Source organism: Pandoraea sp. 64-18 (genome assembly GCF_001899225.1).
In the GTDB taxonomy this organism is placed as follows: Bacteria; Pseudomonadota; Gammaproteobacteria; order Burkholderiales; family Burkholderiaceae; genus Pandoraea; species Pandoraea cepalis.
In genome coordinates, this window is the sequence record NZ_MKVU01000018.1 from 144,618 (window position 1) to 169,519 (window position 24,902).

The window sequence follows — 24,902 nt, forward strand, 5'->3', positions numbered from 1 at the left end:
CACCTTAATGTTTCAGACCGGCGTAATGTTCTTCGCGGATGATGCGCGGCGTAATTTCGCGCGGCTCGATCGTCACCGGCTGATAGATCACCCGCTTCTGCTCGGGGTCGTAACGCATTTCGACATAGCCCGAGGTCGGGAAGTCCTTGCGGAACGGGTGCCCGATAAAGCCGTAGTCCGTCAGAATGCGGCGCAGATCCGGGTGCCCTTCGAACACGATACCGACCAGATCGAAGGCCTCTCGCTCGAACCAGTTGGCCGAACTCCACAGATCGATCAACGACGCCACGACCGGCAGATCGTCGTCCGGGGCGAACACGCGTACGCGCAGACGCCAGTTGTGGGTCAGCGAGAGCAGATGCGAGACGGCGGCGTAGCGCGGGCCGTCGTAGGCACCGTCGCCGTAGGCCGAGTAGTCCAGGCCGGCAACGTCCATCAACTGCTCGAACTTGAGCTCGGGATGATCGCGCAGCGTGCGTGCGACCTCGAGATAGTCGCTCGCCTTGACGGTCAGCGTCAGCTCGTCGAGGGCTTCCACCAACTGCTCGGCGCGGGCGCCAAGCACGTTTTGCAGGGTGGTCTTGAGTTGTTCTAGTTTAGACATGGGCGGGAGCGGTTATTTACGCGCGATCGTCGCAGTCCGCTTGATCTTCGACTGCAACTGGATGATGCCGTAGACGAGCGCCTCGGCCGTCGGCGGACAGCCCGGCACGTAGACGTCGACCGGCACGATGCGATCGCAACCGCGCACCACCGAGTAGGAGTAATGATAGTAGCCGCCGCCATTGGCGCACGACCCCATCGAGATCACCCAACGCGGCTCGGCCATCTGGTCGTACACCTTGCGCAGCGCGGGTGCCATCTTGTTGCACAGCGTACCGGCCACGATCATCACGTCCGACTGACGCGGGCTCGGGCGGAACACCACGCCAAACCGGTCCAGATCGTAACGCGCCGCGCCGGCGTGCATCATTTCGACGGCACAGCAGGCCAGGCCGAACGTCATCGGCCACAGCGAACCCGTGCGCGTCCAGTTGATGAGTTTGTCAGCCGTGGTGGTGACGAACCCTTCGCGCAAAACCCCTTCGATGCTCATATGCTTACCCTGAATCCTTCTGCAATGCGGCCAATACGATGCCGGCCTTATTCCCAGTCGAGCGCACCGCGCTTCCAGAGGAACACGAAACCGATCAGCAGCTCAAGCAGGAAACCCATCATGGAGATAAAGCCCACCCAGCCGATATCGCGCAGGGCGACGCCCCACGGAAACAGAAATGCCGTTTCGAGATCGAACAGGATGAAAAGGATGGCGACGAGATAGTAGCGCACATCGAACTTCATGCGCGCGTCTTCGAATGCCTCGAAGCCACACTCGTACGGAGAGAGTTTTGCGCTGTCGGGTTTGTTGGGGCCGAGGAATTTACCGACCCCAATCAGTAGCGCCCCAAGACCGCCACCTACCAGAATGAACAGCAGGACGGGATAATAGGTTCCGAGGTTCAACTCTACCCTCTTTTTGGTTAGTCCAAAAACCGCTTTCGTCATTGGCGTGGGGGCCAAAAAGCGGATGAACAGTGAGCACAAAATAAAATGCCAGCCAAAGCATAAACGCAAGGCTGGCATCGGAGAACTGTGGTGCCGACGGCGAGACTCGAACTCGCACAGCTTTCGCCACTACCCCCTCAAGATAGCGTGTCTACCAATTTCACCACGTCGGCATTCAAATTCTGCAATCCGCTGTCACTTACGAATCGCTTCAAGACCGCTATATTAGCGCTCTTCAGCATTTTGTTCAACGCACAAATCGATTTTTTTTCGATTTTCTTTACAGCTTATTACACGTTGCAAACCGCGCTGCGACTTACTTCGGCACGTCCTGCGGATTGGCTGCGGAAGCACTCACCGGCGCACTTGCCGCGACCGCGCCCGACGCCGTCATCGGCGACGTTGCGGCCGGCAAATTACCAAGGACACCGATGTTTGCCGCCGGCTTGTACGAACCGAGATACGTGAGACCCAACGTGGTTACGAAGAACACGGCCGCCAGCACTGCCGTGGTCCGCGACAGGAAGTTTGCGGAACCCGACGCACCGAAGAGACTGCCCGACGAACCGCTACCGAATGCAGCGCCCATATCGGCACCCTTGCCATGCTGGAGCAACACCAGACCGATGATGCCCAGCGCGGAAAGCACCTGCACCACGATCAACAACGTTTTCAACAACCCCATCTCATCACCCGTATAGAAGAACCCGATTTGCCGTGCATTTTTGGTGCACCGCATCATAACCATTTCGTGCCGTTACGAAACCCGGCATCGGCGTCAGCGCGACAGACCCGCCTCGCAAATCGCCAGAAAATCGACCGCCTTCAACGCCGCCCCGCCGATCAACCCACCATCGACATCCGCCATCGAAAACAGCTCGGCCGCGTTATCCGGCTTCACACTGCCGCCGTACAACACCGCCACATCCATCACCGCCTCGCCCTTCGCACGCAGCAGCGAGCGCAAATGCGCATGCACTTCCTGCGCCTCGGCCGACGTTGCCGTCTTGCCCGTGCCAATCGCCCAGACCGGCTCATAGGCCACAACAATCTGGACCGCCTGCGCCGCCGTCAGCGCCGCGAGCACCGTATCGAGCTGACGCGTCACGACAGACATCGTTTCGCCGGCTTCACGCTCGGCGAGCGTCTCGCCGACGCACACGATCGGCGTCATGCCCGCGTCGAGCACACGCAAGGTCTTTGCCGCGACGCCCGCATCGGTCTCGCCGTGGTACGTACGACGCTCCGAATGCCCCACAATCACGAACTGTGCGCCGAACTCGGCAATCATCGGCGCGGAGACTTCGCCCGTGTAGGCACCACTCACCTGCGCCGACACCTCCTGCGCACCGAAGCCCAGCACCTGCCCCGAGAGGCGGGCCTGACATTGCGCGAGATAGGGGAACGGCACACACACGGCCGCCGTCACGCCCGGGGCGCTCAACACCGGTGACGCCAGCAGGTCGCCCAGCAGCGCCTCGTTGCCGGCCAGACTGCCATGCAGTTTCCAATTGCCCACGACGAGCTTGCCCGCCTTGCGGCCTAGGGTGCGAGCCGAAGCCGCAGTACCCGCAGTACCGATTGTCACGCGTGATCCCCCAATGCGTAAGGACGAAAAACCTCTCATTCTAGTGCGTCAGGGGCATGGGGGTCAATTTCGCCGACTTTCAAACGTGAGAATCCGCATGAAATGGGGCTTTCACGCGGATTCGCCTCGTGCGCCGACGCGAGATGACTTACCAGGTCAGCACGATCTTCCCGACATGCGTACTCGTTTCCATCAATGCGTGGGCTTTGTCTGCTTGGTCGGCCGGGAACGTCTGATAAATCACCGGCCGGATCTTGCCAGCCGCGAACAACGGCCAGACCTTCTCGTAGAGGTTCTGTGCAATCGCCGCCTTGAACGCCACCGAGCGCGGACGCAGCGTCGAGCCGGTCACCGTCAGGCGGCGGCGCAGCAGCGCCCCCATATCCAGCGTGGCCTTGCTGCCGCCGAGCAGCGCGATGACCGCGATGCGCCCATCGAATGCCAGCGCCTGCACTTCACGCGGCAGATAGTCGCCCCCCACCATGTCGAGCACGACGTCCACGCCGCGATCGCTGGTGAGCGCCTTCGTCACGGCGACGAAATCTTCGGTTTTGTAATTGATGCCCCGCTCCGCGCCGAGCGCTTCGCACGCGCGAGCCTTTTCATCGGAACCGGCGGTCGCGAACACGCGATGGCCCATGGCCACGCCGAGCTGGATCGCCGTCACGCCGATACCGCTCGTGCCGCCCTGCACCAACAACGTCTCCTTTTCGCCCGACTCGGTCTCGCCGAGGTGAGCGCGATCGAACACATTGCTCCACACGGTGAAGAACGTTTCGGGCAGCGACGCCGCCTCGACGTCCGAGAGCCCTTGCGGCACCGGCAGCACCTGCGAGAGCGGCGCGGCGCAGTACTCGGCATAGCCCCCGCCCTGCACCAGCGCACAGACGCGCGAGCCGACTTTCAATCCCCAGCGGTTATCCGGGCCGTCGAGCTTGCCATCGACGATCTCGCCCGCCACTTCGAGCCCCGGCAGGTCAGAAGCGCCCGGCGGCACGGGATACTGCCCGATGCGCTGGAGCACGTCGGGACGGTTCACGCCCGACGCGGTGACCTTGATGAGCACTTCGCCCGGCTTGAGTTCGGGGCGCGGCCGCTCAGTGAGCTTGAGCACTTCCGGTGCGCCGTATTGGGTGATCTCGATCGCCTTCATCGTGTCGTTCCTCGGTTGTCTGGACGACGCGCCGCATCAACGCCGGCCGTCCGTCTCGTTTCGTGGGATCGCGAGTCGTGCGGCCGCCCGCGAGTCAAACGCCGCGCGCGCCATGCCACAGACCTCGCATGAAAAATGGTGTCGAGCCGTACCTTATCACCGACGGCGCGATCGCGTCGGCCGTCGACGCAGGTCTCGGCGGCATTCGGAATCAAACAGGATTATTCGGGACAACTGAGGGACAACTGAGGGACTACGGCCAGACAGGGGAGCACGCGGATGCCGGGGCACTGGCACGCGCGCCGTTTGACGAGCGCGTCGCGTGCGATCTCGAGACCGCGCACGACGCGCCGGGTTAGCCCCAAAAGCGGGGCGCCGGCTGCCCGAAGGCCGCTCGGCGCCACCACCTCGCCCTGGCGCCGTCAGGCGACGCCTTCCGACCCTTCGTCGATCAGCCCGTGCCGTATGGCGTAGTCGGCCAGCTCCGCACGATCGTCAAGCGCGAGTTTGTGCAGAATTTGTGCAACGTGTGATGCAATCGTCCGCTCGCTCAAATGCAACGCATGCGCGACTTCATTGACGGCCAGGCCGTCGACCAGCATATGAAACACTTCATTTTCGCGAATCGACAAGCTCAGGTGCCTAGACTTGTCGTCGTGTGCATCGGCGTCGTGCCGCGCGCGCGGCCCCCGATGCGAAGCCTGCGGTGGCTCACGGCGCGCCCCGGGTTCGCGCCACCCTGCGTCGGAAGCCGCCCGCGATGCTGCCCGGCTTCGTCCGCCTTCGAGTTTCATGCCCGCCTCCTGTAAAGAAACGTCCCACGCCCGAACCGCCGGCCGCACGTCGAGGCGAACGGAGGGCGTCGCCTATTGTGCGTCAGACAATTCACGCTCGTATCTTCGGGGAAGCTGATCGCTGTCGCGCATTCGATTGGTTGTGCCTAATCCGCCACGCATGCACCGTCGCCGAGCACGAAGCGTCCGCGGCCACCATGCTTGGCGTCGTACAGCGCGCGGTCCGCCGCGTCGAACATCATGTCGGGCGTCTTGACTTCACCGCTCGCGACCATCGCAACGCCCACGCACGCCCCCACCGTAACGGCCCCGACGGACAGCGACATCGGCCGCGACGTTGCATCGAGAATCGACATGGCCGTGCGCTCCACATCGAGAATATCCTGCACGTCACGCATGATGACGGCGAATTCGTCGCCACCGAAGCGGGCAATGACGTCGCCCTCGCGCACGCTCGCGACCAGCTGTTTGGCCAGACGCCGCAGCAACTCGTCGCCGAGCGCATGCCCCCACGTATCGTTGACGAGCTTGAAGCGATCCAGATCGACGAACAGCAGCGCCTGCGCGCCGCCCCCCTCGCGCGCCACGCGCAACGCACCCGCCAGCGCCTGATCGAAGCCCTTGCGATTGAGCAGCCCCGTCAGGTGATCGGTGTGCGATTCGCGCCGCCAGCGCCGCTCGTTCGAGCGCTCGACGGTGATATCGCGGACAAACACATGAACGCCGGCAAGGACATCGTGCATGGCCCATTCCGGCTGATAGCTCACCTCGAAGCAGCGGAACGCCGCGTCGTCGCCAAAATCCCAGATGAACGTGGCGGCTTCGCCCGCGAATGCCCGGGCGAGATGCGGCGCGAACTCGCGATAGAGCGATGGGCCGAGCAGCTCGCTCGCCGTCGCCCCGAGAATGCGTTCACGCGGCCGCCGCAACCGCAGTTCACAGGCCCGATTCACGAACGCAAAGCGCTCGTTGCTGTCGAGAAACGCAACGAGATAGGGCACCCGATCCGCAATTTCCTGCATGTGGCGCACACTCGCCCGCGCCGCCTCGCGCGAGCCCTCGAGCGCCTCGGTACGATCGCGCAGTTGCTCCATCATGTCGCGAAACGCGTTCGCGAGCGCCCCGATCTCGTCGGCACGCTGGACAGGCAGCGACTGCACTGCGCGCATGTCGCCGGCGCTGCGCTGCACGAGGTCGCGCAGTGTATCGAGCGGACGCAGCATGTGCCGCGCCATCCACCACATCGCGAACGCGGCCAGCCCGATCGCCGCGATCGCGAGCAGGATCACGCGACGCCGCACGCGCGCTAGTGGATCGAACGCTTCAGCCCCGGGCAACACTGCGACAACCGACCAACCGGTCGTGGCCATGGTCGCGCGCGCCACCAACGGATGCATGCGCAAGAGAGGGTTCGGCCCCGGATCACGCACGCCGCAGAGCGTCTGCGCCGGGCCGACGGGCGAGAGAATTTTCGTCACGTCCGCCTGAATAACATAGCGCGCGGGATTTTCATTCGTCGTCACGCAGTAGCGGCCGGTCGCGCCGATCGCATTGCTCGCCAGATCGACCATGAAGTTTTGCCGCAGCAGATTGATCGCGCCGCCGATCACGGCAATCGTCTTGCCCTGCGCGTCCACGACGGGTACCGCGAGGATAATGCCCGGCGAACGGGTGATCCTGCCCGCGATCAGTCCGGACGCCGCCTGCGGCGCGCCCGCGAGCACCTGCCGGAAATAGTCGCGATCGGCAATGTTGATCGCCGTGGCGGGGAACGTCGAGTCGTAGCGCATACGGCCGTCGGGCGCGGCGACGAAAATCGTGTTGAAGGTCTCGGGCATCGACACCGACATGTTGGCGAAGGCGTCGAACTGGGCGAGCGTCATCGCGTCCGGATGGCCAAGGTGGCGCGCCATGCGATGCAGGGCGAGAAACTTCCCGCGCATCTTGTCATCGAGCTGTTCGGCCACGAGCTGGACCTGTGTGTCGAGCTGCGCCTGCATCGAGCTTCGCAACTCCCCATAGACGAAGAATTCGATGCCGACGGCGACGCCGACGATCAATATCATCGAGACCAGGGCCGTCGTGGCCGCGACCCGTCCCTTCAACGACTTCACCATACTGGCCCGTGCGAAAGTAGCTTGCGATGCTTTTTGTTCATTTTTGCGGGTGCTTACCCCCGAAACGGCACATTTTCTGGAAACTTGAGCAAAATTTGCCGCCTTCGTGTAACAAACTCATCGACACTCACTTGCGACATTGCCGGACGACGGCTAACGATGTTCGCCGAACCCGTCGTAAAATTGCGCATCCAACGCGCCACGAGGGGGCGACGCGGCGCGCGCCACGCTGAATCGGCGCGGTATCGCACGCCGGCAGGGTCTCCCCGCCCCCCTCGTGACCCGATCTGCCCGACCCGACCGAATTCATGACGAGCACCCAAGCCCAAGCCACCCCCGCCGCCGCTGCACCGATGACGCCGATGATGCAGCAGTACACGCGCATCAAGGCCGACCATCCGAACATGCTCGTCTTCTATCGCATGGGCGATTTCTACGAGCTGTTCCACGACGACGCAGCCAAAGCGGCACGACTGCTCGACCTGACGCTCACCTCGCGGGGCCAGTCGGGCGGACAACCGATTCGCATGGCCGGTGTGCCGCATCACGCCGTGGAGCAATACCTCGGCAAGCTCGTCAAGCTCGGCGAGTCGGTGGCCATCTGCGAGCAGATCGGCGATCCCGCCACCGCCAAGGGGCCGGTCGAGCGCAAGGTCGTGCGCATCGTCACGCCCGGCACGCTGACCGACGCCGCCTTGCTCAGCGACAAGGTCGACCAGTATCTGCTGGCCGTACACATGCCGCCGGCGCGACGCGCCAGCGAACGCGTCGCCGGCCTCGCCTGGCTCTCGCTCGCCAGTGGCGAGCTGCGCCTGATGGAAGTCGCCGCTGACAAGCTGCCGCGCGAGCTGGAGCGCATCCGCCCGGCCGAGACGCTGGTGCCCGACAGCGCCCTCGAAGCCTTCGAGGGCTTCTCCCTCGGCACCACGACGCGCGTGCCCGACTGGCACTTCGACACGGCCGCCGGCACGCAACGCCTGCGCGATCAACTGGGTGTCGCGAGCCTGACGGCCTTCGGCTGCGACGGCCTGAACCCGGCGCTCGGCGCAGCCGGCGCATTGCTGCAGTACGCAGCGGCCACGCAGGGCCAGTCCTTGCGCCATGTGCAAAGTCTGAACGTGGAGCGGGAAGCCGCCTATATTGGCCTCGACGCGGCCACGCGGCGCAACCTGGAACTCACCGAAACGCTGCGGGGCACCGAATCGCCCACGCTGCTCTCGCTGCTCGACACTTGCGGCACCACGATGGGCAGCCGGCTGATGCGCCACTGGCTGCATCATCCGATGCGCGATCAGCAGGTGCCGCAGTCGCGCCAACTGGCCATTGCGACGCTGCTCGAAGGCCCGGGCACGTGGCGCGCGCTGCACAGCGAATTGCGGCATGTGGCGGACGTCGAGCGAATCACGGCCCGCCTGGCGCTGCTCACCGCGCGGCCACGCGATTTATCGAGTCTGCGCGACGCGTTGCGCCGCCTGCCCGAACTGCACACCACGCTGCGTGCCGTCGAAGCGCGTTCGCCGCTGCTTGCGATGCTGCACGAAGACCTCGCGATTCCCGAGGCTGCGCTGGCCATGCTCACGGGCGCCATCGCCGAAGAACCGGCGGCCATGCTGCGCGACGGCGGCGTCATCGCGCGCGGTCACGATGCCGATCTCGACGAACTGCGCGATATCTCGGAGAACTGCGGCCAGTTCCTCATCGATCTGGAAACGCGCGAGCGTGCGCGCACCGGCATCAACAATTTGCGGGTCGAGTTCAACAAGGTGCATGGCTTCTACATCGAAGTCACGCGCGGCCAGACCGACAAGGTGCCCGACGACTATCGCCGCCGCCAGACGCTAAAAAATGCCGAGCGCTATATTACGCCGGAGCTCAAGACGTTCGAGGACAAGGCCTTGTCCGCGCAGGAGCGCTCGCTCGCGCGGGAGAAACTGCTGTACGACGCGCTGATGCAAGCCCTGCTACCGCATATCACCGAGTTCAAACGCATCGCGCAGGCGCTCGCCCAGTTGGACGTTCTCGCCGCGCTGGCCGAGCGTGCCGAAACGCTCGGCTGGGTCAAGCCCGAGCTGGTGGAGGATCGCGTGGTCGACATTCGCCAGGGTCGCCACCCGGTCGTCGAACGACAAGTGGAGCGCTTCATCGCCAACGACTGCTCGCTGGGCGACGCGCGCCGCCTGCTGCTCATCACCGGCCCGAACATGGGCGGCAAGTCGACCTTCATGCGTCAGACCGCCCTCATCGCCCTGCTCGCTTACGTCGGCGGCTACGTGCCCGCCGAGGCGGTGCGACTTGGCCCGCTCGACGCCATCTTTACGCGAATTGGCGCGTCGGACGACCTCGCGGGCGGGCGTTCGACGTTCATGGTCGAGATGACCGAGTCGGCTGCGATTCTGCACACGGCGACCGACCAGAGTCTGGTACTGATGGACGAGATCGGGCGCGGCACGTCAACGTTCGACGGTCTCGCGCTGGCCTGGGCGATTGCGCGGCATCTGCTTGGGCACAATCGCAGCTACACGCTGTTCGCTACCCACTACTTCGAACTGACCCAACTGCCCGATGAGTTTGCGCAATGCGCGAACGTGCATCTGTCCGCCGTGGAGCACGGCGAAGGGATTGTGTTTCTACACGCGGTGCAGGACGGTCCAGCCAGTCAGAGCTACGGATTGCAGGTCGCGCAACTTGCCGGGGTGCCGATGCCAGTCATTCGCGCGGCGCGCAAGCATCTCGCGTTACTCGAACAGCAGGCGCTCGATCCTGCCGCCCCACAACTCGATCTGTTTGCGCCACGAGCGCCGGTCGATGCCGGCGTCGATGACCCGTCGGAGGACGCCTTGGATAGCGCGTCGAACGGCCCGCTCGTGACGCAGGGCAGCCGTGGCTCGACGCACAGTGCCGCCGCCCTCGATCCCGCCGCCGAGGCGACGTTGGCACGTCTGTCGCAGATCGATCCCGACGAGTTGCGCCCGCGCGAAGCGCTCGACCTGCTGTATGAACTGCGCGGCCTGATGGACGGCCGCAAGCACTGACGTCGCCCCTCATGCCGAGCCTGCCTCGCCTGCGCGCCCCTCGTCACACTAGCCACGGCCTGCGCGCCGTGTGCCTCTTGGCGCTCGCGTTCGCGCTCGTCACGGGCACCGCACCGACGACGGCCGCATCGGCAAACGCCAGGATGGCCACGACGTCCAGGGGGAAGACAGCGGCAAAGCCCGGCGCCAAAGGCCCGCGCAAGCCGCCACCGTTCGAATTCGCGGTGCTGGGCAACACCCCCTTCGGCAACACGGAGGTGCCGGTGGTGCGCAACGTGCTCGCGAGCATTGGTGACAGTCAGGCCGTGTTCGTCGTCCATGCGGGCAATCTCAAAAGCGTGACAGAGTCGTGTCGCGACGAACTCGTCACGCAGCGCCTGAGACTTCTCGCCAGTTCGCCCAAGCCGCTCATCTACGTACCTGGGGCGAACGACTGGGCCGATTGCCAGCGCGCCACTGAGGGCGGCTACAACCCCGTGGAGCGGCTCGACTTCCTGCGCGATCAAGCGTTCAGCGACGATGCGTTGCTCGGCCCCGGCCCCGTGGGTCACGCGCCACTCGATCTCACGCGTCAAAGCGACATGGCACGCTTTCGCCAGTATCACGAAAATGTGCGATGGTTCTATAACGGCGTGGTATTCGTCGGCCTGAATCTGCCCGGCAACAACAACAATTACCGCTCGGCGGGGGGACGTAACGGCGAATTCGAGGATCGGGCCGTGGCGACGCGCGTCTGGCTGCAGCATGCGCTCGTCTACGCGAAGCAGAAGGATGCGGTCGGCATGGTCATCATTGCGCAGGCCGATCCCGCGTTCGAACCGGCGCGACGCGCAGGGCTGGGAAGTCTTTTCTCGGATCGCGTGGGACGCCACGGCGTCGACGGCTTCAAGGAATTCCGGACGCAGTTGCTACGGCTCACGAATCGCTTCAAAGGACCGGTGCTGCTCATCGACAGCGGCAAGACAATGCGCCACGTGCAACCGCTGCGCGATGCCCACGGCGCACCGGTGAAGTCGTTCACCCAACTGAGCACCTACGGCTCGCCAACCGCGAATCGATGGGTGCGCGTGCAGGTCGATCCGGGAGCGTCGCCGCTCTTCCGTTTCGAGGGGGTGACACTACCGTCCAATAGCACCGCGGCACCTAACACTCCGCGCGGCGGCGCAACACCGGCGCCCGGCGGAACCCCTGCCGGTGCGGCAGCGCCGACATCCGGCAGCTTGCCCCACGCACTGCCCTACGCAGCGCCCTATTCGGCACTCTACCCGTCGTCCGGCATGTCGAACGACCTGGGCCCGGCCGCGTCGGATCCCAATCAAGGGGTCATGCCCATCGGGCCGGCGCTCCATCCGAACACGGGGACGCGCACCCCCGGGCGCGGCAACTGAATGCTCGCCTGAAAACGCAAACGCCGAACCAGGCGCATTGCATGTCGCAATACGCCTGATTCGGCGTAAGCCCGCGTACGGCGTGTGCGTCTTGCGTCACTTGCCCGGCCATGCGCCATCCGGCGGCAGCGGGCAGCGCGACGCGTCAGCCTCAATGCAGCGTGGGCGCGTCGTCCTGATCTTCGTCTTCGTCGACAACTTCAAGCCCCGACGCGCCATGGGCGTGCTGGTGCTCGATTTCTTCTTCCGTCGCCTGACGCACGTCGGCCACCTTCAGCTCGAAACGCAGTGCCATGCCCGCGAGCGGGTGATTGCCATCGAGCACGACCTTGTCTTCGGCAACGTCGGTCACCGTGTAGATCAGCGTGTCGGCCTCCTCGTCGCCATCTTCCGGCGAGCCTTCGAACTGCATGCCGACTTCGAGCGGATCCGGGAAACGACCACGCGCTTCGATCTTGATCATCTCGGGATCGTAGTCGCCGAACGCGTCGGACGGTTCCAGTTGCAGCTGCGTTTCATAGCCCACGTCCTGCCCGTCGAGCGCTTCCTCGATCTTGGGGAACGTGCCATCATATCCGCCGTGCAGGTAAACCATCGGCTCGGCGCCGCTTTCTTCGATCAGGTTGCCCTGAGCGTCCGACAACTTGTAAGTTACCGAGACGACGGTATTCTTTTCGATCTTCATCAAACTCTCCGAAAAACAGCCCGCATTATACGCGCAGCTGCATGACATCGCCCCGCGCGCAAGCCGACGCCACCTTGAATCGTACAACGGCGTGCATGGCGCAGCCCTCTCTTGATGCATTGATCCACCCATGACGACATCCCGCACCCCCTCGCCTCTGCTCGGCGGCCTCGCGCCGGACGCATTCATGAAGCGCTACTGGCACAAGCGTCCGCTCCTCATCCGCCAGGCCATTCCCGGCTTCACGGCGCCGCTCTCGCGCGACGCGCTGTTCGCGCTGGCGGCGCGGGACGACGTTGAATCCCGATTGATCAGCCATGCCCGCAAACGTTGGCAACTCCAACATGGGCCGTTCGATGCCGATGATCTGCCCCCGTTGAGTCGCAAGCAATGGACGCTGCTCGTACAGGGGGCGAATCTCCACTCGCCGGCGGTCGACGCGCTCATGCAACAGTTTCGCTTCGTTCCCGACGCGCGTCTGGACGACGTAATGATCAGCTACGCCACCGACGGCGGCGGCGTCGGCCCGCACCTCGATTCCTACGACGTTTTTTTGCTGCAGGCGCATGGCAAGCGACGCTGGCGTATCGGACCGCAGCGCGACACCACGTGGCTCGATGGCGTGCCGTTGCGCATCCTGAAGCACTTCGAGGCCGAAGAGGAGTGGGTACTGGAACCGGGCGACATGCTGTATCTGCCGCCGGGCTATGCGCACGATGGCGTAGCGCAAGGCGAGTGCATGACCTACTCAATCGGCTTTCGCGCGCCGCTGGAGCAGGAAATGCTTCAGAACTTTCTGTACTACCTCGCGGAAAACGCGCCCGCACTACCGTTCGCCCGCCATTTTGCGGGCCGTTACGCCGACCCGGGACAATCGGCCGTCAAACATCCGGCTGCGCTACCCGATGCCATGATCGAGACGCTTGTGGCGCAGCTCGAAAAAGTACGCTGGGGACAAAAAGAGGTCGAGGATTTCCTTGGGTGTTGGCTGAGCGAGCCCAAGTCGCATGTGTTTTTCGATCCGCCGGAGACCCCGCTTTCGGCGACAAGATTCGTGCGCGAAGCGGCTGCGCGCGGCTTGACCCTCTCGCCCAAGACGCAATTGTTGTATCGACGCAACCGATATTACGTCAACGGCGAGCCGCTCGACGTCCCTCTCGATGCGCGCGCGACCTTGCGGCGCCTCGCTGACCGTCGTCAGTTAAATGCAGGCGAATGTGCGAATTTGGGGCAAAAAGACCAAGAAATCGTCGAAATTCTGTACGATTGGTATGCTTCCGGGTGGCTGCAGGTGGAAAGTGACCGGAAGACCCCGCTAAAGTTGCGCGCCGTAAGGAAAAAAGCGGAGAAATGACGCGAGATTGACGTGACGGGTTGGGGAAAACCCAATATAATTTCTCGCCAAGCAGCTTGCATGACCAAGGGTAATCCTCAATTGCCAATGTCGCGCAATCGGCTTTGCGCTGGCAAGAGCGTATTACCGTAATTAATATTCATTCGCTTGTCTTCTACCATAAAAGGACGTGATCATGAAGAAGTCTCTCCTCGTCGCTTCGTTGTTGGCTATCGCCCTGACCGCCTGCGGCAAGAAGGAAGAAGCCGCTGCACCGGCCGCTGACACGGCTTCGGCTGCTGCCGCTGCTGTTGCGGATTCGGCTGCTTCGGCCGCTTCGGCTGTCGGCGCTGCTGCTGACTCGGCTGCTTCGGCTGCCGGTGCTGCTGCTGATGCCGTTGCTTCGGCTGCTGACGCTGCTGCCAGCAAGTAAGCGCTCGCTGCCGCAAGGCAGTTGAGAAAAAAGCCGGTCGAAAGACCGGCTTTTTTGTTTGTCGCAACGCTTCGCGCTCAACTCAGGCACCCTGCGTGCATCAAGTCACGTCCTGTATCGCTAGCACGTCAGCCAATCGAAGCCCCCCGCCTGCGTCGCCACGAGGATCTCGGTGCCCGCCGAGCCGATGACTGACGACATCGCCGCCATCGCCAGCTCGGGCGTATTGTTCTGCTCGCTCAAATGCGCACCGATCACGCGCTGCAGCTTCCTCCGGTCGATCGCTCCCAGAATCTCCGCCGCCGCGTCGTTCGCCAAATGGCCATAGGTGCCGCCAATGCGCGCCTTGAGCGATGCCGGATACTTGCTGTTCGCCAGCATGTCTCGGTCGTGGTTGCATTCGAGCACCAGCGCATCGCAGCCACCCAGTGCCGCGACCAGATGCGCCGTCGCGCACCCCGCATCCGTGAGCACACCCAAACGGCGTGCGCCGTCGGAAAACACGAACTGCAGCGGCTCGCGCGCGTCGTGAGGCACCGTGTAAGGATGAAGCTCGATAGCGCCCACGGCGAGCCGCTCATCGGCGCGGCACCAGCGCACGAGGGCCGCGTCGCCCTCGCCCTTGAGCGTGGCGTGAACCTTGACGGCCTGCCCCGTTCCCCAGCTCATGATGAGGGGAATCCGGTACTTGCGAGTGAGGGAAAGTGCGCTGCCGATGTGGTCGGCATGCTCGTGGGTGATGACAATGGCGTCGAGCGACGCCACGTCGATCGCGCGTGCCGTCAGGCGCCGCTCGACCTCCCGCATCGAGAAACCGCAATCGAGGAGAATGCGTGTCGTGGAGGCGCCTTCCGACGCCTCCACCAGCAGGGCATTGCCTTCGCTGCCACTGCCAAGACTGGCGAACCGCACGCCCCGCCTTAACGGAGTTGGTTGCCGATCACACTGATGATCGTCTGTGCGATCTGCGAGTTATCGACGTTACCCTTATCGTCGAGCACCTGCACACGGGTCTGGCTATCGCCGCGCCCCTGCACGTTCACGCTAAGCTTTTTGGCCTTCTTGCTGTCCTGCACTTCCTTCGCATGGAACAAGCTGTAGAAGAAACCGTTGTCCTTCGCCAGCGATGCCGGATCCACGTAGCTCACGAAGTAAATGCCCTTCGCTCGGTCGCGATCGTCCACGGTGAAGTTACCGCGATCAAGCGCCACGCCGACACGGCGCCAGGCCCGATCGAACGGCTCGTTGATGTCGAGATACGCGGCGTCGGCCGTCTTCACGATCTGGCTCGACGGGCCGCCCGCCTTGGCACCTTCGACTTGCTCCTTGGCCTGATCGGCCTGCACGCCAAAGCGCTGCATCAACTTGGTCAGGAAGATCGCCTCGAGACCCGGATCGTTCGGCGCCGGCTCCCACTTGGTCGTGTCCTTCTGCGCGTTCGTGAACACTTCCACCATGCGGCGGTGCGTGATGTAGACGTCCGTACCGCCATTCGGATCACGTTCCACGCGCGTGCGGAAGCGATCGCGTTCGCCCGTCGAATACAGGCTGTCGAGCACCTTGCCGAGCAGATCGCGGATGATGTCCTGATTCAGCTTGGCGCGGTTTTCCGCCCAATCGGTTTCCATCACGCCCGTGTCCGGCGAATCGATCGTCAGCACAAAGCCGTTCTCTTGCCAGAATTCACGCAACGTCGGCCACAGGTCGCTCGGTGCCTTCTGAATCACCAGCCAGCGCTCGTTGCCGTCGCGCACGACCTTCATACCGGGCACCGCCGGCAGCACCGTGTCCGTCGGGTTGGCCGCGACGACCTTCTGCTGGTTCTCGTAGGTCGACAGCGTGGCGATGCCGGCCGGCGACACGTACTTCCGGTCGGTCGCCTGGACGTTCGTCAGATCCGGCGGGACGTCGAGCGAGGGGCCGGTCTTCGAGCTCTTGTAATCGACCTTGTCCGAGGACAAGGCGCTCGAGAGCGAACTGCATCCGGCGACGAGGGCCAACGAGGCAATAGCGGCCCATGCCAGCACGGGACGAGCTACGGAATTACTGACGATTCGTTTCATGAGTCGCAAAAAAAGGGGTGGGCAATCGAACCCGGGTGCCGGAACGACCGGTTAGACAACGGCGATGTTGGCCGACTTGAGGGCACCAAGCACCGTGTCGTGGTAAGGCTGCGCCAGCGGCGTGAGCGGCAGGCGGATGCCCGACGCGATCATGCCCATCTGTTGCAGCGCCCACTTCACGGGGATCGGATTGGCTTCGACGAACATGGCGCGGTGCAGTTCGAACAACTGGAATTGCAGTTCCCGCGCCTTGGCCACATTGCCGGCCAGCGCAGCCACGCACAACTCGTGCATCGCACGCGGTGCCACGTTGGCAGTGACCGAGATATTACCCTGACCGCCCATGAGCATGAGCGCAACAGCCGTCAGGTCGTCGCCGCTGTACACGGCGAAGCTCTTCGGGGCACGCCGGATCAGGTCGATGCCGCGATCCAGATTGCCCGTGGCATCTTTCACGCCAACGATGCCAGGCACTTGCGCCAGACGCAGCAGCGTCTCGTTGCTGGCATCCGCCACGGTGCGGCCGGGCACATTATAAAGAATGACCGGCAGCTCGACGGCTTCGGCAATGGCGCGGAAGTGCTGGTACTGGCCTTCCTGCGTGGGCTTGTTGTAGTACGGCACGACCTGCAGCGACGCGTCGGCGCCCACCTGCTTTGCATGTTTCGTAAGTTCGATGGCTTCCGCCGTCGAGTTGCCGCCCGTGCCGGCAATCACCGGCAGTTTGCGACCGCGCGACTCGCCGGCTTGTGCGGCTTGCTGCACGGCGATCTCGATGAGTTCGCAGTGCTCCTCGACGTTGACCGTCGGCGATTCGCCCGACGTGCCGACGATCACGATGCCGTCGGTGCCTTCGTCGGCGTGCCAGTTGATCAGGTTACGCAGTGCTTCACGGTCAAGGCTGCCGTCCTCTGCCATCGGGGTGACGATCGCGACGATACTGCCTTGCATCGGAGTTTGGGTAGTCATGGTTGATCGAACAATTCAGCGATAAGGGTGGATTGTAGCGGATTCCGCCGCCGGCTCGTACAGGGCGGCATTGCCGGGGTTTTCCCCGGGGGCGGCACGCGTGGCGCACACGCGCTGCACGCACGCCGCACGCGGCGCCGCCAACGTGACATCCTCGAACCCCGCCACACGCAAACCGGCCTCGCGCGCCACGTCGAACAATTCACCGGGAGCCAACAGAAACTGCGGATTGGACGGCTTTCCGTACCGTTCGTTTCCCTGCGCAAAGGTTTCGTAAATCAGCACGCCGCCCGGCGCGACACTGGCCGCGATACGCGAGAAGAGCGGTCGATGCAAATAGTTCGTTACGATGACGGCATCGAAGCGCTCGCCCTCGGCCAACGGCCACGGCGCGCCTTCCAGGTCGGCCGTCAGCGTCGTCACGTTCGCCAGCATTGACATCGTGGCAAGCGCCGCCTCGTCGCGATCCACGGCGATGACATGCATGCCGCGCGACGCGAGCCAACGCGCGTGGCGTCCTTGACCGCAGGCCAGATCGAGTGCGCGGCCGCCCGACGGCATCAGATGCGCCCAGCGCACCAGCCACGGCGACGGCGCGCCAGTACCGTGCGCACTACCGCCGTGCAACACGCCGGGAGCGAGCGCGTTCGTCATGAATATTGCAGCCCCATCGCTTCACGCACGTCGCGCATGATCTCCTGCGCGGACCGTCGCGCCTTCTCACATCCATCGGCCACGATGGCGCGCAGCAGCGACGGATCGTCGACGTACTTCTGGGCGCGTTCGAGCATCGGTTGCTGCTCGCGCAGAATGCCTTCGATGACCGGCTGCTTGCACTCGATACACCCGATCCCTGCGCTGCGGCAGCCCTTCTGCACCCAGTCGCGCGTGTCGCTGTCGCAATAGACCTGATGCAGTTGCCACACCGGACACTTCTCCGGGTCGCCCGGATCGGTTCGACGCACGCGCGCGGGATCGGTCGGCATTGTGCGCACCTTCTTGGTGATCGATTCCGCGTCTTCGCGCAAGCCAATGGTGTTGTTATACGACTTCGACATCTTCTGACCGTCGAGTCCCGGCATGCGCGACGCCGGCGTGAGCAACGCCTGCGGCTCGACCAGAATCAGCTTGCGTGCGCCTTCGAGATAGCCGAAGAGTCGCTCGCGGTCGCCCATGGACAGCGACTGCGACTCGGAGAGCATCGCGCGTGCCTGTTCCAGCGCTTCGTCGTCGCCCTGCTCCTGGTACGCCGTACGGAGCTCGAGATACAGCTTCGCGCGCTTGCCGCCGAGCTTGCGTGCGGCGGCCAGCGCCTTTTCCTCGAAGCCGGTTTCACGGCCGTAGAGATAGTTGAAGCGGCGCGCAATTTCGCGCGTCATTTCGACGTGCGGCACCTGGTCCTCCCCCACCGGCACGTGCAGCGCGCGGTAGAGCAGAATGTCGGCCGCCATCAGCACCGGATACCCGAGGAAGCCGTATGTCGAGAGATCCTTCTCCCTGAGCTTCTCGATCTGTTCCTTGTACGTCGGCACGCGCTCGAGCCAGCCCAGCGGCGTGCTCATGCCGATGAGCAGCGCCAGCTCGGCATGCTCGGGCACCTTGCTCTGGATGAAGAGCGTGGCCTGATTCGGATCGATCCCTGCGGCAAGCCAGTCGATCAGCACGTCCCATACGTTCTGTTCGATGACTTCCGGCGTCTCGTAGTGCGTGGTGAGCGCGTGCCAGTCGACCACACAGAAGTAGCACGGGTATTCCGACTGAAGCTGAATCCAGTTCTTGAGCACGCCATGATAATGGCCGAGGTGGAGACGACCGGTCGGTCGCATGCCGGAGAAAACGCGTTCGGGATACATGGTCTCGTTATATTCTGCAAAAACTTCAGGAAATCAGCGACAACAGCGGCGTGAGCATCCAGACGATGAAGTCACGCCCCCACTGAATCAGCGGCCACAGCCAGACACGGCCGAGCACACCGCTCACCACCAGGGCCATCACGATGAAGAACCCATAGGGCTCGACGCGGGAGAGGCGATAGGCTGCGCGCGCCGGCAGCAGCGACACGAGCACGCGGCCGCCATCGAGCGGCGGTACCGGAAACAGGTTGAACATGCACATCACGAGGTTCACCAGGAGACCGGCCTGCGCCATCATCATGAAGAACGGCTCGTGAACGCCGGCGATTTGCAGCCCTACACCGAACACAGCCCACAGTATTGCCTGGACGAAGTTGCACAACGGACCGGCCAGCGCCACCCAGATCGTATCGACGCGCGGATTGCGCAGGCTGCCGAACGCCACAGGCACTGGCTTGGCATAGCCGAACAGAAACGCCCCGCTCGTCATGAAGTAGAGGGCAAGCGGCACGAGCACCGTGCCGATCGGATCAATGTGCTTGAGGGGATTGAGCGTCACGCGCCCCATCAGATAGGCCGTGGGGTCGCCAAAATACTTTGCGACATAGCCGTGCGCGGCCTCATGCAGCGTAATCGCGAAGAGGACGGGGAGCGCGTAGACCGCAACGGTCTGGATCAGGTCTGCATTCATAGCCGCGTATTGTAGCAAGCCGACCTGCGCGCCAGTATTACCGCGTATTGCAAGTCGGGCGACACGCGCCCGTTCACGACAGGCCGAACGGCGCCAGCGAGCCGCGACCGCGACGCAGCACCTCGGGCGGCGTCACCGTCAGGTCGACCACCGTGGACGGTTCTTTAGGACAGGCCCCGCCGTCGATCACCAGATCCAGTTGCTTTTCCAGGCGCTCACGAATCTCGTCGGGGTCGTTCAGCGGCTCGCTTTCGCTCGGCAGAATCAGGGTGGTGGCGAGCAACGGCTGCCCCAGCGCCTCGAGCAGCGCCAGCGTGATGGCATGATCCGGCACCCGCAGACCGATCGTCTTTCGCGAAGGATGCGAGAGCCGGCGCGGCACCTCCTTCGTCGCTTCGAGAATGAACACGTAGGGCCCCGGCGTCGTCGCCTTGATCAACCGGTATTGCCGGTTATCCACCATGGCGAACTCGGCCAGCTCCGACAGATCGCGGACCAGGAGCGAGAGCAGTTGCTTGTCGTCGAGACCGCGAATACGACGCAGGCGTTCGACGGCCTGCCGGTCGTCGATATGACAGGCGATCGCGTAGCTGGAGTCGGTCGGCAACGCCACGATGCCGCCCTTATCGATGATCTGGGCGGCCTGCTTGATGAGTCGTGACTGAGGATTTTCCGGATGGATCTGGAAGAATTGCGACATAGCGTCGAAAAGTTACTGCCAGCGGCTCCAGACCGGGGTGAGATCGTCGGGCAGCGCAGGCAGCTTGCCGAGCAGCGCACGGCTCTCGGTCGGTCCATGGAAATCCGAGCCACGCGACGCCAGAAAATCGTAGCGGCGTGCGACGTCGGCATACTCGCGGTACTGATCCGGCGTATGGCTGCCGGTCACCACTTCGATGGCCTCTCCGCCCAGTTCGCGGAACTGATCGAACAGTACCCCGAACTCGAGCGGCGTGAATTTGTAGCGTCCCGGGTGTGCCACGACGGCAATGCCCCCCGCCCCGCGGATCCAGCTCACGGCATTCTCCAGCGTGGCCCAGCGGTGCGGCACATAACCCGGCCGCCCCTCCGCGAGATATTTCGAGAACACATCGGAAACCGACGTGCATTTGCCGATTGCTACGAGATATCGGGCGAAGTGCGTACGCGAAATCAGATCGGGATTCCCGACGAAACGCAGCGCTCCCTCGTACGCATGCGGAATGCCCGCGGCCGCCAATTGCTCGCTCATCTGCTGGGCTCGCAACGCCCGGCCACCGCGCGTGGCCGCCAGTCCATCGATCAGCGCGGGATTATCGGGATCGAGATTCAGCCCGACGATATGCACCGTGCGGTTCGCCCACGTAATGGAGATCTCCACACCGCTCACGTACCCCATGCCGAGCGCTTCGGCCGCCGCGCGCGCTTCGCGCTGGCCACCGATCTCGTCGTGGTCGGTCAGCGACCAGAGGTCGACACCGGCCTCAAACGCCACCTGCGCCACCTCGGACGGCGCCAGCGTGCCGTCGGACACTCGGGAATGACAATGAAGATCCGCATTAAGCATGATGAGCCGCCGGGGGGGTGACATATTGCGTCCGCCCGGCACCGCCGTATGACGTGGTTGTGACGCCCTCATTCTACCGCTCAAGTGCCCGCGGCGCGAGTGACCCGCGGCCTCACTCCCGGCAGAAGTCGTCAATCAACCGGGCCACGACGTCGGGTTGGTCGTGATGCAGCATATGACCGGCATCCCCCACGAAAGCCTCCGTCAAATTCGGAAAGACCTCGAAGCGCTCCCGGAACGCCGCCGTCCCCTGCGCCCCGACGAAATGTCGCAGCACGTCCGAGTCCGTGGCTTCCACATGCAGGACGGGCGCGCTCACGTTGCCCCATACCGCCATCGCTTCATCGAGCCGGTACGGGTACGGATTGGCGACCTTGTGCGCCGCATCGGCAAGCAAATGCCATTGTCCGTCGGCGTCCTGGCGTGCCCATCGTTGTGCCAGCCAGTCCGCCCGCGCCTGCGTGAGGCGCGGATTGGTCTTGCGCAGCCGCGCCACCACCGCGTCGAGCGTGGCATAAGGACGCAACGTCGGCGCATGCCGCAAATCGTCGAGCCAACGGCCGAGCTGACGGATCGCCGCGATCGGCTGCGACGGCGGCAGACCGAAGCCCTCCAGATTCACGAGACGCCGAACCCGCGAGGGCCGCACCCCGGCATACAGACACGCGACGTTGCCGCCCATGCTGTGGCCAATCAGGCGGACCGCTTCGCCGGGCTCCGTGTAGACGTCGAGCAGGGCGTCGAGATCGGCGAGGTAGTCTGGAAACCAGTAGCTGCCGCAGCGGCCTTGCGCCACCGGCCAGTCGGTGAGGCCGAAGCCGCGCCAGTCCGGGGCGAGCACATGCCAGCGCTGCGCCAGCGTTTGCGCGACGAAATCGAACGACGCCGACACGTCCATCCAGCCGTGCAGCGCGAACAGCTTCGGCGCGCCGGGCGTGCCCCACTGCCGGACATGGTGGCGCAGGCCGCGCACCGTCAGAAATTCGGATCGCGAATCGGTCATGGCGCAAGCAGAAAGTGAAGATCGAAACGATTGAGGAACGCCGAGTCTATCAGCGTCAAAAATGACGAATCGGCCGCGCCGTTACGCGAGCGCCTGCAGCGCAGCCAGTTCGTCGTCGTCGAAGCCCGCCGCCCGGCGGGCCTCCAGGTTGAACGGCCCGCGCAGACGCGGCGCACCGTATTGCGCCGCGAGCCGGGCATAGGTCTCGATGGGATCGCATCCGGCGCGCTCGCAGCCCCAGCGATACCAACGGTTCCCGATGGCGACATGCCCGATCTCGTCGCGCAGGATGATATCGAGAATGGCGGCCCCGGCGGCGTCGCCCGCGCTCGCCAGCTTGGCCTTGATCGGTGGGCTGGCGTCGAGCCCGCGCGCCTCCAGGGTGCGTGGCACCAGCGCGAGGCGAGCGAGCCAGTCGCCGGACGTCCTGCGCGCCATCTCCCATAAGCCGTCGTGCGCCGGGAAATAGCCGTAGCGGTAAGGCTCACCGAGCGTGTTCAAGTGCTGGGCAAGCAGAGAGAAGTGATATGCCTCCTCCGCCGCGACCTGAAGCCAGTCATCGTAATAATCGGTGGGCAGGCCGTCGAAGCGCCACAGGGCGTCGAGCGCAAGATTGATCGCGTTGAATTCGATGTGGGTGAGCGCGTGCAGCAAGGCGGCGCGGCCCTCGACGGACGTCGCGGCGCGGTGCTTCAACTCGCGCGGCGACACCAGCCGAGGCGCGGCGGGACGACCGGGAATGCCGGCCTCCCCCGCGCGCGTCGGCGTCGCCGGCCCGGCCACCTCGAAGCAACGCTCGGGGTGCCAGCGCGCGCGGCCGTCTCGCACTGCGTCGCGAAGTGCCGTCACGCCGTGCGCCTTCTCATACGGATCGCACAGGCGCAGGAGCGCAAGCGTGTGCTCGCGGGCACACAACGCACCGGCGAATCCGGGATGCGCGTTGCCGGACGGGCAAGCTTCGCTGGAATGGCCGGGGTCGGCGTTGCGCGCGGCACCGCCGCTGGGCGCGGGAGTGAAATCGGTCATGACGTTACAATAGCTAATTCATCGATTTTAACCGCGAACCGAAGCCGCCATGCCGATCTACAAACTTGGAGACAAGACCCCCCAGATCCACGAGAGTGCTTTCGTGGCCGACACCGCCAGCATCATCGGAGACGTGATCCTCGCCGAGAACAGCAGCGTGTGGCCGGGGGTCGCGATTCGCGGCGACAACGAGCCGATCAAGGTCGGCGTGGGGACCAACGTGCAGGAAGGTGCCGTTCTGCATGCCGATCCGGGGTACCCGCTCACGCTGGCCAGCGGCGTGAGTATCGGCCATCAGGCGATGCTGCACGGCTGCTCTGTGGGCGAAAACTCGCTCATCGGCATTCAGGCGGTGCTGCTCAATGGCGCGGTCATCGGCCGCGACTGTCTGGTCGGTGCGGGCGCGCTGGTCACCGAGCGCAAGACGTTCCCTGACCGCTCCCTGATTCTGGGTGTGCCCGCCAAGGTCGTGCGCGAACTGACCGACGAGGAAGTCGCGAACCTCAAGCGCAACGCCGAGGGCTATGCGGCACGCCGTCAGGTCTTCAAGGAACAGTTGGTGCGCATCGGCTGATCGCCCCGCCGGCGTGTTGAAAATGCGGTACGCGCCCCCAGATTACGCAGTATTGACGCGCCAACCACCGGCGTTCGTGCAGCATCCGGCGCGTATCTGCGCGGTCGTTACCGCGCAACGCGGCCCGCCACGACAACCGCCGTTGCCGCATTTTTCAGGAATTCAACCGTGTCCGATCAACTTCAGAAATTCATGTTCGACGCCGCCCCGGTGCGCGGCGAATACGTCAGCCTCGACGCGACGTGGCGCGCCGTGCTCGAGCGTCACGACTACCCGGCGCCGGTACGTCATCTGCTCGGTGAAATGATGGCCGCGGCCGCGCTGCTCACGGCCAACGTCAAATTCGACGGCGCCCTGATCCTGCAACTGCACGGCGATGGACCGGTCGCCATGATCGTCGTCGAATGCAACGCCGACCTGACGATGCGCGCCACGGCAAAGTACAGCGGCGAGATCCCCGACGACGCGACCCTCAAAGCGCTCGTGAACGTCGACGGCCGCGCACGCTTCGCCATTACGCTCGACCCGCGCGTGAAGCAACCGGGCCAACAGCCTTACCAGGGCGTGGTGCCGCTGTCGGATGAACACGGCCCCCTGCCCGATCTGGCGTCGGTGCTCGAACACTACATGCATCATTCGGAGCAGCTCGACACACGCCTGTGGCTCGCGTCGGACGACCGCCACGCGGTGGGCATGCTGCTGCAGAAGCTGCCCGGCCATGGCGGCACGGCCGGCACCGGTGCCGAGCGTGCGCCCGAGCAGGACGAGGACATGTGGAATCGCGTCTGCCAGCTCGGCAATACGCTCAAGCGAGACGAAATGCTGAGCGTCGATCGGGAAACGCTGCTGCAGCGCTTGTTTTGGGAAGAAACGGTGCGCGTGTTCGAGCCGGCGGTCACGGCGTTTCGCTGCACGTGCTCGCACGAGCGGGTCACCAACATGCTGCGCACGCTCGGCGAAGCAGAGGTCATGAGCGTATTCGACGAGCGTCCCGATCTTGAAGTGGCGTGTGAGTTCTGCCGCCAGACCTATCGTTTCGACAAGGTGGATGCGGCGCAGCTCTTTACGGAGCAACTGCACGCCGCGCCGTCCGCGCAACATTGAGCGAC

26 protein-coding genes and 1 tRNA gene are annotated in these 24,902 nt (G+C 64.2%); 7 read left to right on the forward strand and 20 right to left on the reverse strand.

From position 1 onward, the window contains the following. Positions 1 to 4 precede the first annotated feature (4 nt). The 7 genes from BGP02_RS15770 to BGP02_RS15800 all read right to left on the reverse strand — a co-directional run bounded on the left by BGP02_RS15770 (position 5) and on the right by BGP02_RS15800 (position 4,286). Positions 5 to 604, reverse strand: coding sequence for an NADH-quinone oxidoreductase subunit C (locus BGP02_RS15770; RefSeq protein ID WP_017233014.1), 600 nt, complete (start codon positions 602 to 604; stop codon positions 5 to 7). Positions 605 to 616: 12 nt separating this feature from the next. Beyond that, the gene (locus BGP02_RS15775) at positions 617 to 1,096 is read right to left on the reverse strand and encodes a NuoB/complex I 20 kDa subunit family protein (RefSeq protein ID WP_010807413.1); all 480 of its coding nucleotides are present in this window, start codon (positions 1,094 to 1,096) and stop codon (positions 617 to 619) included. Positions 1,097 to 1,143: 47 nt separating this feature from the next. Further along, complete coding sequence (locus BGP02_RS15780; RefSeq protein WP_017233013.1) at positions 1,144 to 1,503, reverse strand: NADH-quinone oxidoreductase subunit A; 360 nt, start codon at positions 1,501 to 1,503, stop codon at positions 1,144 to 1,146. A 130-nt stretch (positions 1,504 to 1,633) separates the two neighbouring features. Continuing rightward, positions 1,634 to 1,718, reverse strand: a tRNA-Leu gene (locus BGP02_RS15785). A 143-nt stretch (positions 1,719 to 1,861) separates the two neighbouring features. Continuing rightward, the gene (gene secG / locus BGP02_RS15790; RefSeq protein WP_026131777.1) at positions 1,862 to 2,230 is read right to left on the reverse strand and encodes a preprotein translocase subunit SecG; all 369 of its coding nucleotides are present in this window, start codon (positions 2,228 to 2,230) and stop codon (positions 1,862 to 1,864) included. 93 nt (positions 2,231 to 2,323) lie between these two features. Next, the gene (tpiA, locus tag BGP02_RS15795; RefSeq protein ID WP_017233011.1) at positions 2,324 to 3,133 is read right to left on the reverse strand and encodes a triose-phosphate isomerase; all 810 of its coding nucleotides are present in this window, start codon (positions 3,131 to 3,133) and stop codon (positions 2,324 to 2,326) included. Between the two features lie 148 nt (positions 3,134 to 3,281). Then, complete coding sequence (locus BGP02_RS15800) at positions 3,282 to 4,286, reverse strand: NAD(P)H-quinone oxidoreductase (protein WP_017233010.1); 1,005 nt, start codon at positions 4,284 to 4,286, stop codon at positions 3,282 to 3,284. A gap of 128 nt (positions 4,287 to 4,414) precedes the next feature. On the opposite strand from BGP02_RS15800, the gene BGP02_RS15805 reads away from it, so the two are divergent. Next, positions 4,415 to 4,645, forward strand: coding sequence for a hypothetical protein (locus BGP02_RS15805; RefSeq protein ID WP_026131775.1), 231 nt, complete (start codon positions 4,415 to 4,417; stop codon positions 4,643 to 4,645). A gap of 63 nt (positions 4,646 to 4,708) precedes the next feature. Here BGP02_RS15805 and BGP02_RS15810 read toward each other — a convergent pair whose 3' ends face one another. Together BGP02_RS15810 and BGP02_RS15815 are read right to left on the reverse strand one after the other, a co-directional pair. Beyond that, positions 4,709 to 5,080, reverse strand: coding sequence for a response regulator transcription factor (locus BGP02_RS15810; RefSeq protein ID WP_150563050.1), 372 nt, complete (start codon positions 5,078 to 5,080; stop codon positions 4,709 to 4,711). A 146-nt stretch (positions 5,081 to 5,226) separates the two neighbouring features. Next, a complete protein-coding gene (locus BGP02_RS15815) occupies positions 5,227 to 7,197 on the reverse strand; it encodes a sensor domain-containing diguanylate cyclase (protein ID WP_261938772.1) in 1,971 nt (656 codons plus the stop codon). Positions 7,198 to 7,505: 308 nt separating this feature from the next. On the opposite strand from BGP02_RS15815, the gene mutS reads away from it, so the two are divergent. Then, positions 7,506 to 10,229, forward strand: coding sequence for a DNA mismatch repair protein MutS (gene mutS, locus BGP02_RS15820; protein WP_286798820.1), 2,724 nt, complete (start codon positions 7,506 to 7,508; stop codon positions 10,227 to 10,229). 11 nt (positions 10,230 to 10,240) lie between these two features. Further along, positions 10,241 to 11,617 carry a hypothetical protein gene (locus tag BGP02_RS15825; RefSeq protein WP_261938774.1) on the forward strand — a complete coding sequence of 459 codons (1,377 nt, stop codon included), beginning with the start codon at positions 10,241 to 10,243 and terminating at the stop codon, positions 11,615 to 11,617. 151 nt (positions 11,618 to 11,768) lie between these two features. Here the strand turns inward: BGP02_RS15825 and BGP02_RS15830 are convergent, their stop codons facing one another. Further along, positions 11,769 to 12,302: an FKBP-type peptidyl-prolyl cis-trans isomerase gene (locus BGP02_RS15830; protein ID WP_017233004.1), complete on the reverse strand. Its 534-nt coding sequence runs from the start codon at positions 12,300 to 12,302 to the stop codon at positions 11,769 to 11,771. 130 nt (positions 12,303 to 12,432) lie between these two features. On the opposite strand from BGP02_RS15830, the gene BGP02_RS15835 reads away from it, so the two are divergent. Together BGP02_RS15835 and BGP02_RS15840 are read left to right on the forward strand one after the other, a co-directional pair. Beyond that, positions 12,433 to 13,656 carry a ribosomal protein uL16 3-hydroxylase gene (locus tag BGP02_RS15835; protein WP_353744112.1) on the forward strand — a complete coding sequence of 408 codons (1,224 nt, stop codon included), beginning with the start codon at positions 12,433 to 12,435 and terminating at the stop codon, positions 13,654 to 13,656. 175 nt (positions 13,657 to 13,831) lie between these two features. Then, positions 13,832 to 14,068 (forward strand): hypothetical protein, encoded by a 237-nt coding sequence (locus BGP02_RS15840; RefSeq protein WP_083902237.1) that lies wholly within the window; start codon positions 13,832 to 13,834, stop codon positions 14,066 to 14,068. 120 nt (positions 14,069 to 14,188) lie between these two features. Here the strand turns inward: BGP02_RS15840 and BGP02_RS15845 are convergent, their stop codons facing one another. From BGP02_RS15845 to BGP02_RS15890, 10 genes are all read right to left on the reverse strand, one after another. Next, positions 14,189 to 14,980 carry an MBL fold metallo-hydrolase gene (locus BGP02_RS15845; RefSeq protein ID WP_017233001.1) on the reverse strand — a complete coding sequence of 264 codons (792 nt, stop codon included), beginning with the start codon at positions 14,978 to 14,980 and terminating at the stop codon, positions 14,189 to 14,191. A gap of 8 nt (positions 14,981 to 14,988) precedes the next feature. After that, positions 14,989 to 16,131 (reverse strand): NlpB/DapX family lipoprotein, encoded by a 1,143-nt coding sequence (gene bamC, locus BGP02_RS15850; RefSeq protein ID WP_026131774.1) that lies wholly within the window; start codon positions 16,129 to 16,131, stop codon positions 14,989 to 14,991. 51 nt (positions 16,132 to 16,182) lie between these two features. After that, positions 16,183 to 17,100, reverse strand: coding sequence for a 4-hydroxy-tetrahydrodipicolinate synthase (gene dapA / locus BGP02_RS15855; RefSeq protein ID WP_051060107.1), 918 nt, complete (start codon positions 17,098 to 17,100; stop codon positions 16,183 to 16,185). A gap of 15 nt (positions 17,101 to 17,115) precedes the next feature. Then, the gene (locus BGP02_RS15860; protein WP_017232998.1) at positions 17,116 to 17,754 is read right to left on the reverse strand and encodes a class I SAM-dependent methyltransferase; all 639 of its coding nucleotides are present in this window, start codon (positions 17,752 to 17,754) and stop codon (positions 17,116 to 17,118) included. Then, positions 17,751 to 18,953, reverse strand: coding sequence for a tryptophan--tRNA ligase (locus BGP02_RS15865; RefSeq protein ID WP_017232997.1), 1,203 nt, complete (start codon positions 18,951 to 18,953; stop codon positions 17,751 to 17,753). The genes BGP02_RS15860 and BGP02_RS15865 overlap by 4 nt, the downstream gene beginning before the upstream one ends. 25 nt (positions 18,954 to 18,978) lie before the next feature. Continuing rightward, the gene (locus BGP02_RS15870; protein ID WP_017232996.1) at positions 18,979 to 19,644 is read right to left on the reverse strand and encodes a site-2 protease family protein; all 666 of its coding nucleotides are present in this window, start codon (positions 19,642 to 19,644) and stop codon (positions 18,979 to 18,981) included. A gap of 73 nt (positions 19,645 to 19,717) precedes the next feature. Further along, a complete protein-coding gene (locus tag BGP02_RS15875; protein WP_286798824.1) occupies positions 19,718 to 20,344 on the reverse strand; it encodes an L-threonylcarbamoyladenylate synthase in 627 nt (208 codons plus the stop codon). 12 nt (positions 20,345 to 20,356) lie between these two features. Next, positions 20,357 to 21,190, reverse strand: a complete 834-nt coding sequence (locus tag BGP02_RS15880; protein ID WP_026131773.1) for a 3',5'-nucleoside bisphosphate phosphatase — start codon at positions 21,188 to 21,190, stop codon at positions 20,357 to 20,359. Positions 21,191 to 21,302: 112 nt separating this feature from the next. Then, positions 21,303 to 22,193 carry an alpha/beta fold hydrolase gene (locus BGP02_RS15885; RefSeq protein WP_017232993.1) on the reverse strand — a complete coding sequence of 297 codons (891 nt, stop codon included), beginning with the start codon at positions 22,191 to 22,193 and terminating at the stop codon, positions 21,303 to 21,305. An 81-nt stretch (positions 22,194 to 22,274) separates the two neighbouring features. Beyond that, complete coding sequence (locus BGP02_RS15890; RefSeq protein WP_261938776.1) at positions 22,275 to 23,219, reverse strand: ferritin-like domain-containing protein; 945 nt, start codon at positions 23,217 to 23,219, stop codon at positions 22,275 to 22,277. Positions 23,220 to 23,268: 49 nt separating this feature from the next. Between BGP02_RS15890 and BGP02_RS15895 the strand changes: the two genes are divergently transcribed. Continuing rightward, positions 23,269 to 23,793 carry a gamma carbonic anhydrase family protein gene (locus BGP02_RS15895; RefSeq protein ID WP_017233773.1) on the forward strand — a complete coding sequence of 175 codons (525 nt, stop codon included), beginning with the start codon at positions 23,269 to 23,271 and terminating at the stop codon, positions 23,791 to 23,793. 168 nt (positions 23,794 to 23,961) lie between these two features. After that, positions 23,962 to 24,897 carry an Hsp33 family molecular chaperone HslO gene (gene hslO, locus BGP02_RS15900; RefSeq protein WP_017233774.1) on the forward strand — a complete coding sequence of 312 codons (936 nt, stop codon included), beginning with the start codon at positions 23,962 to 23,964 and terminating at the stop codon, positions 24,895 to 24,897. Positions 24,898 to 24,902 lie beyond the last annotated feature (5 nt).